The 15,456-nt window shown below is 48.4% G+C and carries 16 protein-coding genes and 2 tRNA genes; 14 read left to right on the top strand and 4 right to left on the bottom strand.

The annotated features are described in order from the left end of the window. Positions 1 to 450, bottom strand: coding sequence for a DNA polymerase III subunit chi (locus ACXAD4_RS16810; RefSeq protein ID WP_317523811.1), 450 nt, complete (start codon positions 448 to 450; stop codon positions 1 to 3). Between the two features lie 52 nt (positions 451 to 502). Next, entirely contained in the window at positions 503 to 2,011 is a 1,509-nt protein-coding gene (gene pepA, locus ACXAD4_RS16815) for a leucyl aminopeptidase (RefSeq protein ID WP_107299557.1), read from the bottom strand. A 196-nt stretch (positions 2,012 to 2,207) separates the two neighbouring features. On the opposite strand from pepA, the gene lptF reads away from it, so the two are divergent. Both lptF and lptG read left to right on the top strand, forming a co-directional pair. After that, positions 2,208 to 3,308, top strand: a complete 1,101-nt coding sequence (gene lptF, locus ACXAD4_RS16820; protein ID WP_475242916.1) for an LPS export ABC transporter permease LptF — start codon at positions 2,208 to 2,210, stop codon at positions 3,306 to 3,308. Beyond that, on the top strand, positions 3,308 to 4,378 hold the full coding sequence (gene lptG, locus ACXAD4_RS16825) for an LPS export ABC transporter permease LptG (RefSeq protein ID WP_475242917.1): 1,071 nt from the start codon (positions 3,308 to 3,310) through the stop codon (positions 4,376 to 4,378). Before lptF ends, lptG begins: the two co-directional genes overlap by 1 nt. A gap of 63 nt (positions 4,379 to 4,441) precedes the next feature. Here the strand turns inward: lptG and ACXAD4_RS16830 are convergent, their stop codons facing one another. Continuing rightward, positions 4,442 to 4,936, bottom strand: coding sequence for an RDD family protein (locus ACXAD4_RS16830; protein WP_475242918.1), 495 nt, complete (start codon positions 4,934 to 4,936; stop codon positions 4,442 to 4,444). A 232-nt stretch (positions 4,937 to 5,168) separates the two neighbouring features. Here ACXAD4_RS16830 and ACXAD4_RS16835 point away from each other — a divergent pair, with 232 nt between their 5' ends. The 3 genes from ACXAD4_RS16835 to ACXAD4_RS16845 all read left to right on the top strand — a co-directional run bounded on the left by ACXAD4_RS16835 (position 5,169) and on the right by ACXAD4_RS16845 (position 5,932). After that, positions 5,169 to 5,372: a hypothetical protein gene (locus ACXAD4_RS16835; protein WP_255045101.1), complete on the top strand. Its 204-nt coding sequence runs from the start codon at positions 5,169 to 5,171 to the stop codon at positions 5,370 to 5,372. A 9-nt stretch (positions 5,373 to 5,381) separates the two neighbouring features. Further along, on the top strand, positions 5,382 to 5,726 hold the full coding sequence (locus tag ACXAD4_RS16840) for a hypothetical protein (RefSeq protein WP_475242919.1): 345 nt from the start codon (positions 5,382 to 5,384) through the stop codon (positions 5,724 to 5,726). A 120-nt stretch (positions 5,727 to 5,846) separates the two neighbouring features. Next, a tRNA-Leu gene (locus ACXAD4_RS16845) sits at positions 5,847 to 5,932 on the top strand. A gap of 87 nt (positions 5,933 to 6,019) precedes the next feature. Here ACXAD4_RS16845 and ACXAD4_RS16850 read toward each other — a convergent pair. Continuing rightward, complete coding sequence (locus tag ACXAD4_RS16850) at positions 6,020 to 7,300, bottom strand: polysaccharide deacetylase family protein (RefSeq protein ID WP_475242921.1); 1,281 nt, start codon at positions 7,298 to 7,300, stop codon at positions 6,020 to 6,022. A gap of 400 nt (positions 7,301 to 7,700) precedes the next feature. Here ACXAD4_RS16850 and ACXAD4_RS16855 point away from each other — a divergent pair, with 400 nt between their 5' ends. From ACXAD4_RS16855 to ACXAD4_RS16895, 9 genes are all read left to right on the top strand, one after another. Next, entirely contained in the window at positions 7,701 to 8,009 is a 309-nt protein-coding gene (locus ACXAD4_RS16855) for a PTS sugar transporter subunit IIB (protein ID WP_475242922.1), read from the top strand. 106 nt (positions 8,010 to 8,115) lie between these two features. Next, positions 8,116 to 9,450, top strand: coding sequence for a PTS sugar transporter subunit IIC (locus ACXAD4_RS16860; protein WP_317523787.1), 1,335 nt, complete (start codon positions 8,116 to 8,118; stop codon positions 9,448 to 9,450). Positions 9,451 to 9,511: 61 nt separating this feature from the next. Further along, positions 9,512 to 9,823, top strand: a complete 312-nt coding sequence (locus tag ACXAD4_RS16865; protein ID WP_475242923.1) for a PTS lactose/cellobiose transporter subunit IIA — start codon at positions 9,512 to 9,514, stop codon at positions 9,821 to 9,823. A 9-nt stretch (positions 9,824 to 9,832) separates the two neighbouring features. Further along, positions 9,833 to 11,140 carry a 6-phospho-beta-glucosidase gene (locus tag ACXAD4_RS16870; RefSeq protein ID WP_475242924.1) on the top strand — a complete coding sequence of 436 codons (1,308 nt, stop codon included), beginning with the start codon at positions 9,833 to 9,835 and terminating at the stop codon, positions 11,138 to 11,140. 60 nt (positions 11,141 to 11,200) lie between these two features. Continuing rightward, positions 11,201 to 11,923, top strand: coding sequence for a chitin disaccharide deacetylase (gene chbG / locus ACXAD4_RS16875; protein ID WP_475242925.1), 723 nt, complete (start codon positions 11,201 to 11,203; stop codon positions 11,921 to 11,923). A gap of 226 nt (positions 11,924 to 12,149) precedes the next feature. Beyond that, positions 12,150 to 13,160 carry a LacI family DNA-binding transcriptional regulator gene (locus tag ACXAD4_RS16880; protein ID WP_475242927.1) on the top strand — a complete coding sequence of 337 codons (1,011 nt, stop codon included), beginning with the start codon at positions 12,150 to 12,152 and terminating at the stop codon, positions 13,158 to 13,160. Between the two features lie 175 nt (positions 13,161 to 13,335). Further along, positions 13,336 to 13,421, top strand: a tRNA-Leu gene (locus tag ACXAD4_RS16885). A gap of 154 nt (positions 13,422 to 13,575) precedes the next feature. Next, complete coding sequence (locus tag ACXAD4_RS16890; protein ID WP_475242929.1) at positions 13,576 to 15,009, top strand: aminotransferase-like domain-containing protein; 1,434 nt, start codon at positions 13,576 to 13,578, stop codon at positions 15,007 to 15,009. A 93-nt stretch (positions 15,010 to 15,102) separates the two neighbouring features. Beyond that, on the top strand, positions 15,103 to 15,312 hold the full coding sequence (locus ACXAD4_RS16895) for a hypothetical protein (RefSeq protein WP_281025715.1): 210 nt from the start codon (positions 15,103 to 15,105) through the stop codon (positions 15,310 to 15,312). Positions 15,313 to 15,456 lie beyond the last annotated feature (144 nt).

Raw genomic sequence — 15,456 nt, forward strand, 5'->3', positions numbered from 1 at the left:
TTAGGGCGTCGCAGCATTGGCGGTGTTGAGCTGGATACCAGCTTGGCGATATTGCTTGTAGCGTTCTCGTGCCAATTGCTTCTGTTTTTCATCGCAAGGGACGAAGTCTACCACTTGTGAGAAGGTAACGGCAAAATTTGGTGCGTCTTGCCCCAAATTAATCAGGATCCCGCGCCGTCCACTGTGGCGCAGTCCGGGCCAGCCAATCTCGACCGGTGAACCGCCACGGGGGCCTTCACCGATCAGGTTATGGGGCACGAAGTTATCGGGATCCAGTTGCCATAAATACTCATCTATTTGTTCTGCTTGTGCTTTGTCTGCGGCAAGCAAGTAGACTTTGTGGCCCTGGCGGTAACTCATTGCTGCTTGATGACAGGCAAAATGCAGCTGGAAGTCGTTATCCTCTGCATGTTGCTGTTCACTGATTATATAAAAAGTAGCATGAGTCATGGCGTTTACTCTATAAACGAAGGGGGCCGTTTGGCCCCCTCTAGCGTCAATGTTACTCGACGTTCTCTAGGCCGGCTCGGTTGAGCAGGAATTGGACCAGCAATGGGACCGGACGACCGGTTGCACCTTTTGCCTTGCCACCGACCCAAGCGGTACCTGCGATATCCAGGTGTGCCCAGTTGTATTTCTTGGCAAAGCGAGACAGGAAGCAACCTGCGGTAATGGTACCTGCGCCCGGCGAGCCAAGGTTAGCCATATCGGCAAACGGGCTTGCCAGCTGCTCCTGGTACTCGTCGTTCATCGGCAGACGCCATGCACGGTCACCGGCTTGCTCTGATGCATTGATCAGCTCGTGGGCCAGCGGGTTGTGGTTTGAAAGCAGGCCACTGATATGGTTACCCAAAGCCACCACACAGGCACCTGTCAGTGTCGCGACATCGACAACGCACTCTGGCTCGAAACGCTCAACGTAAGTCAGGGCGTCACAAAGTACCAGGCGGCCTTCGGCATCGGTATTCAACACTTCTACAGTTTGGCCAGACATAGTGGTCAGGATGTCACCCGGACGGTAGGCACCGCCACCCGGCATATTTTCACAACCTGCCAGTATACCCACGACATTGATCGGTAGGTTAAGCTTAGCCAGCGCCTTCATTGCCCCGAAGACGGTCGCGGCACCGCACATGTCGTATTTCATCTCATCCATCTGGGCAGATGGCTTGATGGAAATACCGCCGGAGTCGAAAGTCAGGCCTTTACCGATAAGAACAATTGGTTTGGCATCGGAATCAGGGTTGCCCTTATATTCGATCACCGACATCATGGCTTCGTTTTTCGAGCCCTGGCCAACGGCTAGGTATGAAGTCATGCCCAGCTCTTTCATTTCTTGCTCACCAATGATCTTGGTGCTGACCGTGTCGAAGTCATCAGCCAGGCGGCGGGCTTGTGAAGCCAGGTAAGCCGGGTTAGCCACGTTTGGTGGCATGTTGCCCAAATCTTTACCGGCTTTTACGCCAGAGGCAACAGCCAGGCCGTGGGCAATCGCGCGCTCACCCAGAGATAGTTCACGGCGGGTCGGTACGTTGAATACCAGCTTGCGCAGCGGGCGGCGGGTTTCTGGTTTGCTGCTCTTGAACTGGTTGAAGGTGTACAGGCTGTCCTTGGTCGTTTCAACGGCCTGACGGACTTTCCAGTATGTATCGCGGCCCTTGACGTGTAGTTCGGTTAGGAAGCAAACCGCTTCCATCGAACCGGTTTCGTTCAGGGTGCTAATTGTTTTTTTGATGATTTGCTTATACTGGCGTTCATCAAGTTCGCGCTCTTTACCACAACCAACCAGTAATACACGCTCTGATAATACGTTTGGTACATGGTGAAGCAGCAGCATTTGGCCAGGCTTGCCTTCTAGATCACCACGGCGAAGAAGCGAGCTGATATAGCCATCGCTGATCTTGTCTAGCTGTTCGGCAATGGGAGAAAGGCGACGTGGTTCGAATACGCCAACGACGATACAGGCACTGCGCTGTTTCTCGGGGCTACCACTTTTTACACTGAACTCCATGCGTACTCCTACATCCTAATAAAGACAATTAAAGCTAAATGTTAGATAATGCCGCACTTATGTTGCTGGACCACGAAATCGGTATAGGATTAAAGTGCAGGTTAACAATTAGCCGAAAGATTAAAAAAATAACTGATTAACCGAAAAATTATAGTGATTCCAGTAAAAAAACAAGTTTTCTATGGGTAAATAAAGCGTGATTATTGTTCGGTATTTGACGCGTGAGACAGTAAAAAGCCAATTTGCGGTGCTTTTTGTCCTTTTTCTTGTCTTTATCAGTCAGAAATTTATTCGCATTCTTGCTGATGCAACAGAGGGTTCCATCCCGAGTGATTTGATCGCGACCTTGCTCGGTTTGTACATGCCTTCGATGGCCTTGTTGATGTTGCCATTGAGTTTGTACATCGGCATTTTGCTGACTTTTGGTCGATTGTATGCCGAAAGTGAAATTACCGTGATGAATGCCACCGGTATCGGCAATAAGTTCCTGATCCAGGCAGCTTTGTGGCTGGCGATTATCACCGGCTCAGTCGCTGCTTTCAATGCATTGTGGCTGGCGCCGTGGTCGGTAGAAAAAACCGAGCAGCTGATGGAGCAGGTCAAGGCTGATTCCGGTCTTGATTTGTTGGTGAAGGGCCAGTTTCAGGCCGCACCGGATGGACAGGGGGTGGTGTTCGTCAACGACATAACCAACAGCGGTAGCCGTCTGGATAAAGTGTTCGTTGCCCAACTTTCTGCCCGTGATGCATTGCGTCCGAGTGTGATGGTGGCAGATCGTGGCTATGTCAGTGAGCTGCCTGATGGCCGTCAGGTATTGGATTTGAAAGAAGGCACCCGCTACGAGGGGATCCCGACGCGGTTGGATTATTCCATTACCCAGTTCGATGACTACCAGGCCCTGATAGGGCAGCGGGCTGTGCGTGAGAAAAAGCGTGACTGGGACGCATTGCCAACGCTCGAGTTGATGCAGCGCTCTGAACTAGCCGCCAAGGCTGAGTTCCAATGGCGGATGTCACTGGTGCTGTGTATTCCGTTACTGACTATGATCGTTGTTCCTCTGTCTGCGGTGAACCCGCGTCAGGGGCGCTTTGCCAAATTGGTTCCAGCGGTGTTGATTTACCTGGCTTACTTCCTGGCAATCAGTGCGGCCAAGTCTGCTGTCGAAGATGGAGGGCTACCGTCGTATATTGGCCTGTGGTCGATCAACTTAGTAATTTTTGTGGTGGCAATAGCCCTGAATAGTTGGGATACCTTAGCGGTGCGCAAGGTGAGAGAGAAGTTTCGGAGACGTGGTTAATGTTTAAGATTCTGGATTTATACATTGGCCGAACCCTGATTTCGACCTCGGCCCTGACGCTATCTACCTTGGTGGGGCTGTCGGCCATCATCAAGTATGTTGAGCAGCTGCGAAAAGTGGGTGATGGTACTTACGATCTCTGGAAAGCCTTGGTTTATGTATTGCTCAGTATTCCGCGTGATATTGAGATGTTCTTCCCGATGGCGGTTTTACTGGGGGCGTTGATTGGTCTGGGTATGCTGGCTTCGAGTTCGGAGTTGGTGGTGATGCAGGCGGCTGGCTTTTCCAAGTTGGACATTGGCCTGTCGGTATTGAAGACCGCCGTCCCTTTGATGTTGTTGATCACCTTGCTGGGCCAGTGGGGGGCACCCGAAGCCCAGAAGGCTGCTCGTGAACTGCGTGCACTGTGGACTTCGGGCGGAAATATCCTGTCGGTGCAGCGCGGTGTCTGGACCAAGGATGACAATGATTTCATTTATATTGGTCGGGTTCACGAACAACAGGAGCTGTATGGGGTCAATATTTGGCAGTTCAATGAACAGGACGAGCTCACCCATTCTACCTTCGCCGAGTCTGCAACCTTCGACAATGACAAGGGTTGGCAGCTCAAGGATGTAACGGTAACGACGATAGGTAAAGAGCAACAAGTCAATGAGCGCCTGCCTGCGCTTCACTGGCAGACAACGTTGACTCCGGACAAACTGGCCGTCGTTACGCTGAAACCTGAGGAGCTCTCGCTGTCAGGGGTGTATGACTATAAAAACTATCTCGAGGATTCCAAGCAGGACTCGTCGCGCTACGCGCTAGCCTTCTGGCGCAAGGCGTTGCAGCCATTCTCGATTGCGGTGATGATGCTGTTGGCCCTGTCGTTTGTGTTCGGCCCGCTGCGCTCGGTGACCATGGGAGCAAGGGTGTTGTCGGGGGTCATTTTCGGCTTCGGCTTTTATATCTCGAATGAAGTGTTCGGGCCGATGAGTATCGTTTACCGGCTTCATCCGATAATCGGGGCGATAGGGCCGAGTTTGGTGTTCTTGTTTATCACCATTTACTTGCTAAGAAGAAAACTGTAGCTTCGAAAGAGAGAAAAGGCGCCATCGGCGCCTTTTTTGTCTCTGAAATGTGTGAGCCGCTAATTAGTTGACCTTTGGCAGAACAACCATCTCACAGTCTGCCATGGCATCCTGGAACGACTGTTTGGTCTTGCTAAAGGGAGCCAACAAGTTACCCAGTCCGAATGCCGAAGTAGCCATGCGGATCATCGCTTGGGTCGGGCGGATATTTGAGCCGTCTTTGTTTTGGATGCGCAACTTCCACGCCCGCATCCCCAAGGTCTGTCCCGCCTGGCACCAGAAATAGGTAAAGAAGCCGACAATCACCATGGCAAGGTAGCCGGTGTAAAGCATGCCCACCACGGGGTGCAGGGTCATATAGGCACTGACATCCTCGTAGCCCGTAATATCAACAGCACCAACTGCCACTAAGACGGCCATCAAGCCGATAGCGACGCCTCCAGCGAGCATGAGTACTGCGGCGATAACCAGGGTGTCATAGAGCCATGCCGCAAGACGGCGAAAAAGGCTTGGGTATTGTTTGGTGGATGCAACGTCCGGCTGTTTCTTCTTCTTCACAAGGTTTTCCAAATTAACTTAGCTTCAAGGTGTTGCGAGCAGTGTAGCAATATTACTCACTGGGGAGAATGATACGGATCTTGGAAATGAGAGTCCTCCTAACGGCAGTTTTGGTTAAGGGCACTATATTTATTGAAGCCTGTGCCTCAAAACTCTTTGAAGCGAGGGTGAAGTAGCTGATACCCGAAATGAAAGCCTGGCTTAAGGCGCATTACGAATGAGGAGCAACACCATGGCTGATATCAATGACAATACAACGAACTGGCCTGAACTGGCTGGCGCCCTTTATGACAAATTGACGGAACGGCATGCCGAGCTGACCTATGACTTTGACCATGTTGAAATTAGCGTGCCAAGCGGGGCTGGCGACAAACCAGAGCACTCCATCTGGAAGGTAAACGGCAGTATCAGCATCCGTGGGCGTAACCTGGATTGATGTTGGATAATGATGTTGGAATATAATGGTGAAGTTGAGGTCGAGCATGGCGGTGAGATTGCTCACCTCAACGCGCAAGGGGGGCGACTAACCCTGGTCGTTCCTAGTGAAAGCATGCTTGTGTCTTTGATTGGACTCTATTGCCGTTTTCCGGTTTCAAAAACCTTATCACGACTCCCCTTTATATTTGATGGCCATCAGCTCGTTGTCAGTGTTCCTGACTGCGGTTCCTTGAAGATCACTCGGCGTAAAGGCTGGCTACGTGTTTGGCTACCCTATAAAGTATCGATATCCGGGGTAGGGTGGTGGTTGCGTCATGGGCCAACATTCATGTACCAATTCTGGCGTTCATAGCACTTGCTAATGGACCTTTTTGCTTAAAACGCTCAAAATCTCAGCAAACAAACGCAAGGGAGCGATTTTCCTACTTTTTCCTATTGCGTTGGGAGGCAAGATGCGTAGAATGATTCGCATGCCCGGGTGGCGAAATTGGTAGACGCAGCGGATTCAAAATCCGCCGGTGAATAACTGTGCCGGTTCAAGTCCGGCCCCGGGCACCATTTTCAAAAACAAAGCCTCGACGAAAGTCGGGGCTTTGTTGTATCTGGCGAACAGAGATTATCTACTCTCGGCTTTAGCCGGTGTCTTTATAGTTTGCTAAATAGTGTTGGCTCGGTATCTGGGGTCCAGTCGGACTGAGAGATATGTGCAGCATTAACCACATACTTCACGCCTTTATATGTCACTACGTCGCCTTGATTGTAGCTAACGTTCACTGTCCAAATAGTACGCGGCATGCTATTTACCCATAGACTCGATATCGGTGATGGAGCCCAATCAGATTGCGCCGTGTGATCCGCCGTTGCCTTGTATACAGTGTCGTCAAGAGTGACATAGTCGCCGGTGGCGTAGGTCGTACCTACTTTCCACTCAGGGATATAGTTGTCCATTGTATCGAAAACATACCCGGCTTCTTGTGCAATGCGGAGGAACTTACGTAATTTAGGAAGGTTCTTAGTGGCTCCCATACCGCGTTTGCCGTCTTCGAATAGGAAGTTATGGGTCAGAATGATAACTTTATCGGTATGCAGTGGCGTTTCACATGGGAAGTTCTGGGTCTTTGAGTTGACGGGTTCTATGGTGGTTGGGGCACAGGTGTTTAAGGCTCCGTCAATGTATCCGAGGAACGGCTCCGCTTCGGTTAGGCTATTGGCAGGCATGGCAATCCCCCAGTTTTCAGGTGCCCAATCGACATCCCAGCCATGGAATAGGTAATTTTGATTTGCCAGAATTTCGGATACGCGAATGGAAGACTGGACACTGTTTGATGGGCTCTGAGGATCGCACACATACCCTGACTCCCAAGGCTTCAGGTCATCGGATGTCGCACAAAGTCCATCCCCTTTGAACTCTTTGGTCACGCGCCAGCTATTCGTGTAGGGAAGGCGGGCAAGACTTTCCCCTTTGTAGTTTGGATAAGTGTTGATATCCGGAATGTATGATGCCAGAACAGTGAGGTTTTTATCGAACATTGAGGCATCAAAGACAGGATCAAGATAGGAATTGATTTGATGGTTACCAGTGGCATTACATTCGGCAGCACTGTTTGGGCCGAACTTTTCGACACAGTTATGGACCATATGGTTATAACTGTGGTTACCAACAACATGGCCGGTATCAAGCAACAGCTTTAGTGCTTCGAGAGCTCTCCCTTCGTTTTCGTCGGCAATACCGTCTAAGTGCCAACCATTGACGTAAAAGGTACCTTTTACCCCTGCTTCATTCAGGATTTCAACAACGGGAATAGTGGCGTCGATTGTCCCGTCATCGAAGGTGAGGTAGAGGGTTCCTTTGGGGGCGGCCTGTACGGTGAGTGCGGCCGCTGCAACTGCCCCCGAGCATAGCAAGGACAATAAGTGTTTCTTCATAAAATGTTACTCCTATATCTTATTAGTTAATAAAAATGTTTATCAAAGATTATTGCTGAAAAAGGTATTGGTGATAGCGATAAGGTATTGGGTTATTAACATATTAAGTTTGTATAAATGTCTATGTGATCATTCTGTTTATGAGACGTCAATTGTATTGACTGATCTGTTACTTACTCTTTATTTCAAATATTTTAATTTGACTTCAAAGTCATGATGATTTTTTTATTCCATTATTTTTATTCTGATAATTTAATTATTGTAATGTTGAACGTATTTTGATCTATGAATTGGGATTGCCTTCACATTTGTGCAACCGGTTGCGCTTTTGTTTATTTGTCATGTTGGTTAATATTTAATTGTCGTTTTTAAGTGTTAAAAATGAATCATGGAGAGAGTGATGAAAAAGATTTTGTTGTGTTGTAGTGCGGGAATGTCAACCAGTATGCTGGTTCAACGAATGACGAAGGCTGCAGAAGCTCGTGGGATTGATTGCCAAATCGAAGCACAGGCCGTAACAGCTTTTGAAGATGCAATACAATCCTTTGATGTATGTTTACTTGGACCTCAGGTCCGTTTTCAGCTTGAAGAGTTGCGAAAAACGGCCAGTTTGTATGGCAAGCCAATTGATGCGATCTCTCCAATGGCATATGGGATGATGAAAGGTGAGGAAGTTCTCGATCAGGCTTTATCCTTAATTCCCGAATAAATTTAATAATCACCTCTTACCTAAAAGAAAATAATAACGGGACTCAATACATCCTGCACATGTTGTGTAGGACGGATTGCTACGTTTTAAATAAAGGAATATCTGTATGAAATTTTACGATAAGCTAATGGGGTTTGTTGAAAACAAAATAGCCCCCATAGCTGTAAAGGTCGGTTCGCAAAAACATGTAAGGGCAATGCGTGATGGGTTTATTACCGCTATGCCATTTATTATTGTGGGTAGCTTTTTATTAATTTTAGCTTTTCCTCCTTTCGCGGAAGATACACAAAATGGTTTTGGCCGAGCTTGGCTGGATTTTGCCGGTAAAAACTTTGACATGATTATGATGCCCTACAACATGACGATGGGGATCATGACCGTCTTTGTTTCGATGGGTATAGGCTATAGTCTTGCACGCGCCTACCAGATGGACGGTATCACTAGTACCTGTTTGTCCTTGATGTGCTTTTTGCTGGTCGCAGCCCCAGTTAGCGAAGGTGGACTTCCTACCTCGCACATGGGGGGAACAGGGATTTTTACTGCGGTTATCAGTGCGTTCTATTCCGTTGAGCTGATCCGTTTCCTCAAAAAGCACAATATCACTATCCGTTTGCCTGAACAGGTACCACCGGCGATAGCGCGTTCTTTCGAAATGCTGATCCCTGTGCTGGTTGTATTCATGACGGTTTACCCGCTCAGCCTATTTGTTCAGTCTCAATACGATATGCTGATCCCTGATGCTGTGATGCAGATGTTTAAGCCATTGATCAGTGCTTCTAACTCTTTGCCCGCAATCATTGGTGCCTTGTTAGTTTCCCAGCTGCTGTGGTTTGCGGGTATTCATGGTGCGGCTATCGTGGTCGGTTTGCTCTCTCCGATCTTCCTGACCAATATTGGTGCCAATATCGAAGCATTTGTTGCCGGTGAGCCAATTCCGAATATCTTTACTCAGCCTTTCTGGGATTTCTATATCTTCATCGGTGGCTCAGGTGCGACCTTGGCGCTAGCTATTCTGATGGTCTTCAGCCGCTCGGTTCACCTGCGTAGTTTGGGCCGGATGAGTGTGGTTCCGGGTTTCTTCCAAATCAACGAACCCATTATTTTTGGTACACCTTTGGTACTTAACCCAATGCTATTTGTGCCTTTCGTATTTGCACCAATTATCAATGCGGTTATTGCGTATGTAGCGGTGCATTCCGGTCTTGTCGGCATGGGCGTGGCAACAACGCCATGGACAACACCGGCCATTATCGGTGCTTCGTGGGGAGCCGGATGGACACTTGCTCCAGTCCTGTTGGTTATCGGACTTCTGATCCTTGACCTGTTTATTTACTTGCCATTCTTCAAGATGTTTGAAAAGCAATTGCTTGAGCAAGAAAAAGAAACGGCTGCTCAGAAAGAGAAGGAAAATGCACCTATTGGTGAGGGTGCAACTGCTTAATGATAGTGCTGCGGGCCTCTTGGCCCGCAGTGTTGAATGTTTTGTTATGAAGGAGAGACTGATGGATCAGGAATCAGTAGTAATGGAAATTATTGTCAATGCCGGTGAAGCTCGAAGCTTATGTTACGAAGCCTTGGCCAAGGCGCGTAAAGAGGAGGTATTGGAGGCTAAGGGGCTACTCAAACAAGCGAAAGAGTGCCTTAACCGTGCCCACTTGATCCAGACACAGCTTATTGAAGCCGATCAGGGAGAGGGCAAAGTAAAAATGACCTTGGTAATGGTGCATGCCCAGGATCATCTGATGACGACCATTCTTGCCCACGAGTTGGCTACAGAAATGGTTGCTATGCATGAAAGGTTGTCTGAGAAATAAGGACGTATTATGACCAAATCACTTAAGCTGGCCATTATTGGGGGCGGGAGTAGCTATACACCAGAGCTTGTCGAAGGTGTATTGAAACGACTCGATATACTTCCGGTAACAGAAATGCATTTTGTCGACATTGAGGCGGGCAAGGAAAAGCTCGAGATTATTGAAGGACTGACTCGGCGGATGGTTGAAAAAGCCGGCGCAAACATTGAGATCAAGGCATCACTGGATCGCAGGGCGGCGATAGCAAATGCTGACTTCGTCATGACCCAGTTTCGAGTGGGGGGATTGCAGGCAAGGGCAAATGATGAACGTATTCCCATTAAATATGATGTGATTGGTCAGGAGACGACAGGGCCGGGTGGTTTCGCCAAGGCATTGCGGACGATTCCGGTAATACTGGATATTTGCAAAGATATTGAAGAGTTGGCGCCCAATGCGTGGATGCTGAACTTTACTAACCCTGCAGGTCTAGTCACTGAAGCTATTCAGAAATATACCCAAGTGAAATCCATTGGCTTGTGTAATGTCCCGGTATCGATGCAGATGATGATTGCGGAGATGATGGCGTGCCCTCCGGAGAAACTCTCACTTGAATGTATTGGCTTGAACCACCTAGTGTGGGCTCACCGGGCATGGGTCGATGGCCAGGATGTGACTGCTGAGGTGCTGAAAAAAGTGGGTGATGGCCAGAATTTCAGTATGAATAATATTTTTGAAGAGCCTTGGGACCCAGATTTTCTTACCGCTTTGGGGGCTATTCCCTGCCCATACCATCGCTATTTTTATCAGGTTGATGCGATGCTGGCTGAAGAAAAGGAGTCAGCACGCGATGGCGGAACCCGGGCCGAGCAGGTCATGAAAACCGAAGCAGAACTGTTCGAGCTTTATCGTGACGAAGAGCTGGCGGAAAAACCCAAGCAACTTGAAATGCGCGGTGGGGCTTACTATTCCGATGCGTCACTGAATCTGGTCGATGCAATTTATAACGATCGCAAAACGATCCATGTGATCAATGTAGCGAATAACGGCACGATCTCGAGTTTGCCCGATGAAGCCGTTATTGAATGTAGTGCGGTAGTTGGCAGTTGGGGAGTGCGTCCACTGGCTGTTGGTAAGCTTAGCCCAGCAATCACAGGCTTGATCCATCAGGTCAAGGCATATGAACAGCTTGCGATTGAAGCGGCTGTTGAAGGTAGCTACAACAAAGCCTTAATGGCATTGTCCAGCAACCCATTGGTGCCAGATATTACTCGAGCGAAAGCAATCCTCGATGATATCCTGCGCACGAATCATGATTACCTGCCAAATTTTGCTTAATTGTATGTTAGATATGCGGCAGGACCATTCTGCTTGCCGCAGAGTAAATAGAGGGAACTTATGCATGTAATTTTCAATGCGGATGACTTTGGCCTGACCCGCGGGGTTAACCTTGGGATTGGACAGGCCTGTCAACATGGAGTGGTTCGCTCAACAACAATGATGGTGGGGATGGCGGCAGAGCAGCACGCGTTGCAGGTTGCAGCAGCCCAGCCATCTCTGGCGATAGGGCTGCACTTACGATTTACTGCGGGCATGCCCGTGACCGCAGCAGCGAGCTTAGTCGGCAACGACGGTCATTTCTTGGCGAAGGGGCTCTTCTGGCAAAAACCGGCATTTAAAGAGCGAGAAATTGCCGATGAGGTGATCGCGCAGATTGAACATTTCTTGGCGACAGGGTTAACGCTCAGCCATGTTGACAGTCACCATCATGCTCACATGCATCCCAAGCTGTTGCCTGTTATTGAAGAAATTGTGGCGGGATACCAAGTGCCGCTGCGAGGGAGCGTGAAACAAGGAAAAGACTATGTATTTAGTCAAAGCTTTTATGGTGATTCACTGAGCTTAGATAAGCTGCTTGCCATTATTGGGCAATATCGCGGTCAGTGTGATGTGTTGGAAATAATGTGCCACCCTGCCTACATTGATCAGCCTTTGCTTGAGTCGAGCGGCTATGCCATACCGAGGGCTATGGAGTTGGATATCCTCACCGATGTGAGATTGAAAGAGGCATTGGATCTATGGGGAGTGACAGTCGGAAGCTTTCACTCCCTGAAGGCGTAATCTTCTTCCCCATTAAACCCAAATAGCAGTTGCCAGTAGCGTATTCGTTCCCCCTATAGAGTTTTTGCTGCATCCTACTGGCAACTTGCTATATGTTGAGAGCTGAATATTAAAACGCTCGTTAATCACTTCATGTACCGATTAAATCACTTTATAGTCGCTAGCGAGATATGATGAACCAATAATATGGTTGGAAATTAATGGTGAAGGAGGCGAGGCAACTGCCATGGCAAGTATAAAAGATGTTGCAGCATTGGCTGGTGTCCACCGCTCGACAGTATCGCGGATCATAAACGGAGAAGGTGCCTTTCGTTCCGATACCAAAAGGAAAGTCGAGCAGGCAATGGCAGAACTTAACTATCGGCCAAGCGCGATTGCCCGTTCGTTGGCAACAGCTTCATCCAATATGACTGGTTTGCTTGTCACCTATTACACCGGTGGATTCTTTGGCCAAATGATGGATCAGGTACAGGCAGAGCTGGATTTGCATAAAAAGTTTCTGATCACCGCTCAAGGGCACCACAACGCAGAAGGTGAGCGGGAAGCGATTCGCCGGTTCCATGCCCTCCGGTGTGAAGGGTATGTCCTCAATAGTCGCCACTTGAGTGACGATGAATTGAGGGAGCTTGCTCAGGAATCTACTCCGTTTGTGATTCTTGACCGGGTGGTTGAAGGTTTGGAGTCTCGCTGCATTACTTTTGATCATACTCTGGCGGCAAAAATGGCGGTGGAGCATTTGATAGAGCAGGGGCATCGCCACATTGGTTGTATCACCGGTCCTCTAAGTCGTCCAAGCAGCCACCTTCGCCTTCAAGGCTATAAAGAAGCTTTGAACCAGTCGGCGATTAGTTTTGATCCTGCGTTTTGTGCTGAGGGAGACTACGGCAGAAAAAGTGGTTATTTAGCGGCGGAGCAACTTCATCGCTCTGCACCATCAATGACGGCATTGTTTTCATGCAGTGAGGAAATGACCCAGGGGGCATTGCAATATTTCCATGAGCACAATGTCAAACTGCCACAACAACTATCCTTGATAAGTTTTGACAGTATAGAGCTTTGTGATGCGCTTTATCCGCAGGTGTCGTCGGTTCACTTTCCTATTAGCCAAATGGCTCAAACCGCCGTTGAACTTCTGATGTGTCAAATCAACCAAACGGAATGCTCTATCACGAAACACTTTGTACCGGAGTTACGCCTACGACAGAGTATAAATAAACAGGCTATCCCTGAAGTATGATTTCTGATGCTCTCAAGTAATTGATGAGAATCTACTTAACAAAGAAATGATGCTACAAGCTGGTGGTGCTGTTTTGAACGTATTGATTGCGTACCATGCACTTGCGGGGTGGTTTTGATAAGATAGAAAAAAATGATTGTCTATCAGGCTGATATACGTATAATGAGCCGCATCTGCCCGGGTGGCGAAATTGGTAGACGCAGCGGATTCAAAATCCGCCGGTGAATAACTGTGCCGGTTCAAGTCCGGCCCCGGGCACCATTTTCAAAAACAAAGCCTCGACGAAAGTCGGGGCTTTGTTGTATCTGCACCTAAGCAAAGTGAACGTGCCTCTCATATATTACCATCCAAGCTGCCTCTGTATAAAAGATTGCCTATAGTGGCACCCTCACTGAAACGATCTGGAATATAGGCGATGCCATCAGGGAGAGAGCCAAGCCCGGCTATCATTGTTATTGAGCTGATAAAGCAGCAGATTAACCAGCAAGTCTGGCTTCCGGGCGAGCGGATCCCGTCGATTCGCAAGATGAGCCAGTTGCAGTCCATCAGTCCAATGACGGTAATGAAAGCCTATGAGCAACTAGAACTCGACGGTTGGATCTATGCCAAACCCAAAAGTGGTTATTTTGTCTCACCGCATTTTAACCAGCTCCTCCCCACGCCACCGCAGCAACCACAAGTCGTCAACCAGTCGATTAACATTAACCGTCATGTTTTTGAAGTGATGAGGGCCATCAAGCAACCGGATGTGATCCCGTTTGGTTCTGCGTTTCCTGATCCTTCCTTGTTTCCGATGCCGACATTAGGCAGGTTGTTAAGTCGCACGGTGAAAACGATGCCATACGACAGTGGCATTACTGATTTAGCGCCCGGGTGTGAGTCTTTGCGCCGGGCTATCAGCCAGCGATACGCCAAAGCTGGTATTAATGTTAGTGCAGAGCAAGTTGTCATCACCTCCGGTGCGACAGAAGCGCTCGGTTTGGGCTTGGCGGCAGTGACACAACCCGGTGATATGGTCGTTATTGAGTCACCTTCTTTTTATGGTGCCTTGCAAGCTATTGAAAGACTTCATCTCAAGGCCGTAGAGATCCCTGTTTGCCCCGAAAAAGGTTTAGACACGAAAGCCCTGGCCAGCTGCCTTGAGCGCTATCCGATAAAAGCTTGCTGGTTGATGAGTAATTTCCAGAACCCAACTGGAGTGAGTCTTTCTCCCGAGCAGCAACGTGCTGTGTATGAGCTTCTTGCTGCGAGAAACGTTGCCATCATAGAAGACGATGTGTATGGCGAACTCTATTACGGGATGCATAAGCCAGCTTGTTTCAAGTCTATAGATCGTGAAGGATTGGTGATCCACTGCTCCTCATTTTCTAAATCCCTTGCCCCTGGTTTTCGTGTCGGTTGGGCGCTAGCTGGCAGGTTTGCCCAGCAAGTTACCGAACTACAGTTTATGTCGACGCTTTCAGCGCCAGTACCAAATCAACATGCCATTGCCAGTTATATTAAGGAAGGGGTATATGACAGTCATCTGAGGCAATTACGCAGAACTTTGGTAAAGAGACAGCAGCAGATGATAAAAGCAATATATCAATTGTTTCCCGCCGGAACGACAGTAACTAAATCGGATGGTGGTTATTTTGTCTGGGTGGTGCTCCCGTTTGATCTAGATAGCTCCGAGTTACTCACTCTATTACTTGAGCGTTATCGTATCAGTATTGCACCGGGCACACTGTTTTCCTCAGGCAAGCAATACCGGCATTGCATTCGAATCAACAGTAGTTATGAACTGACCGCTCAGAACTACGAAGCGCTCAAAGCCCTAGCAAAACTGCTCAGTAGTCATAAGCAATAAACTGTTTAGCCGTTTTTAAGGTTAACTGTGCTACCCACTTTCTTACTTTCTCCTGTTCAATATTGATTTATTGCGTAGATAAAGGAGAGCAGTATGGAGAGGAAAGCCAATCGGGTTGAGCTGAAATTGATAGGTGTCGCAATAGCGTGCGCATTGTTGTTGGTATTTGGTCATCTCATCTTGGCCAAACAGCTAATTGAATATGCTTGGGTTGAATATACAGCCGCGGGGATTCCCTTTCTATTGTTCGCTATTGCTGCTTGGGCAATACGCTATACCTTACGATTGGAGCAGAAAAGCTAGGTTTTCTTATGGAAAGCCTTAGCTCAAACAGAGTGGCTTGTAGGGATTTTATGCGCAAAACAGAGCGATTGCCTGTTTGTTGAGCGCTTGATTAATTTAAATGAAATAATTGCATTTTGGCTATTGCCAATGTGATCGAAGTCT

The organism is Photobacterium sp. AWH4_225, assembly GCF_056158405.1.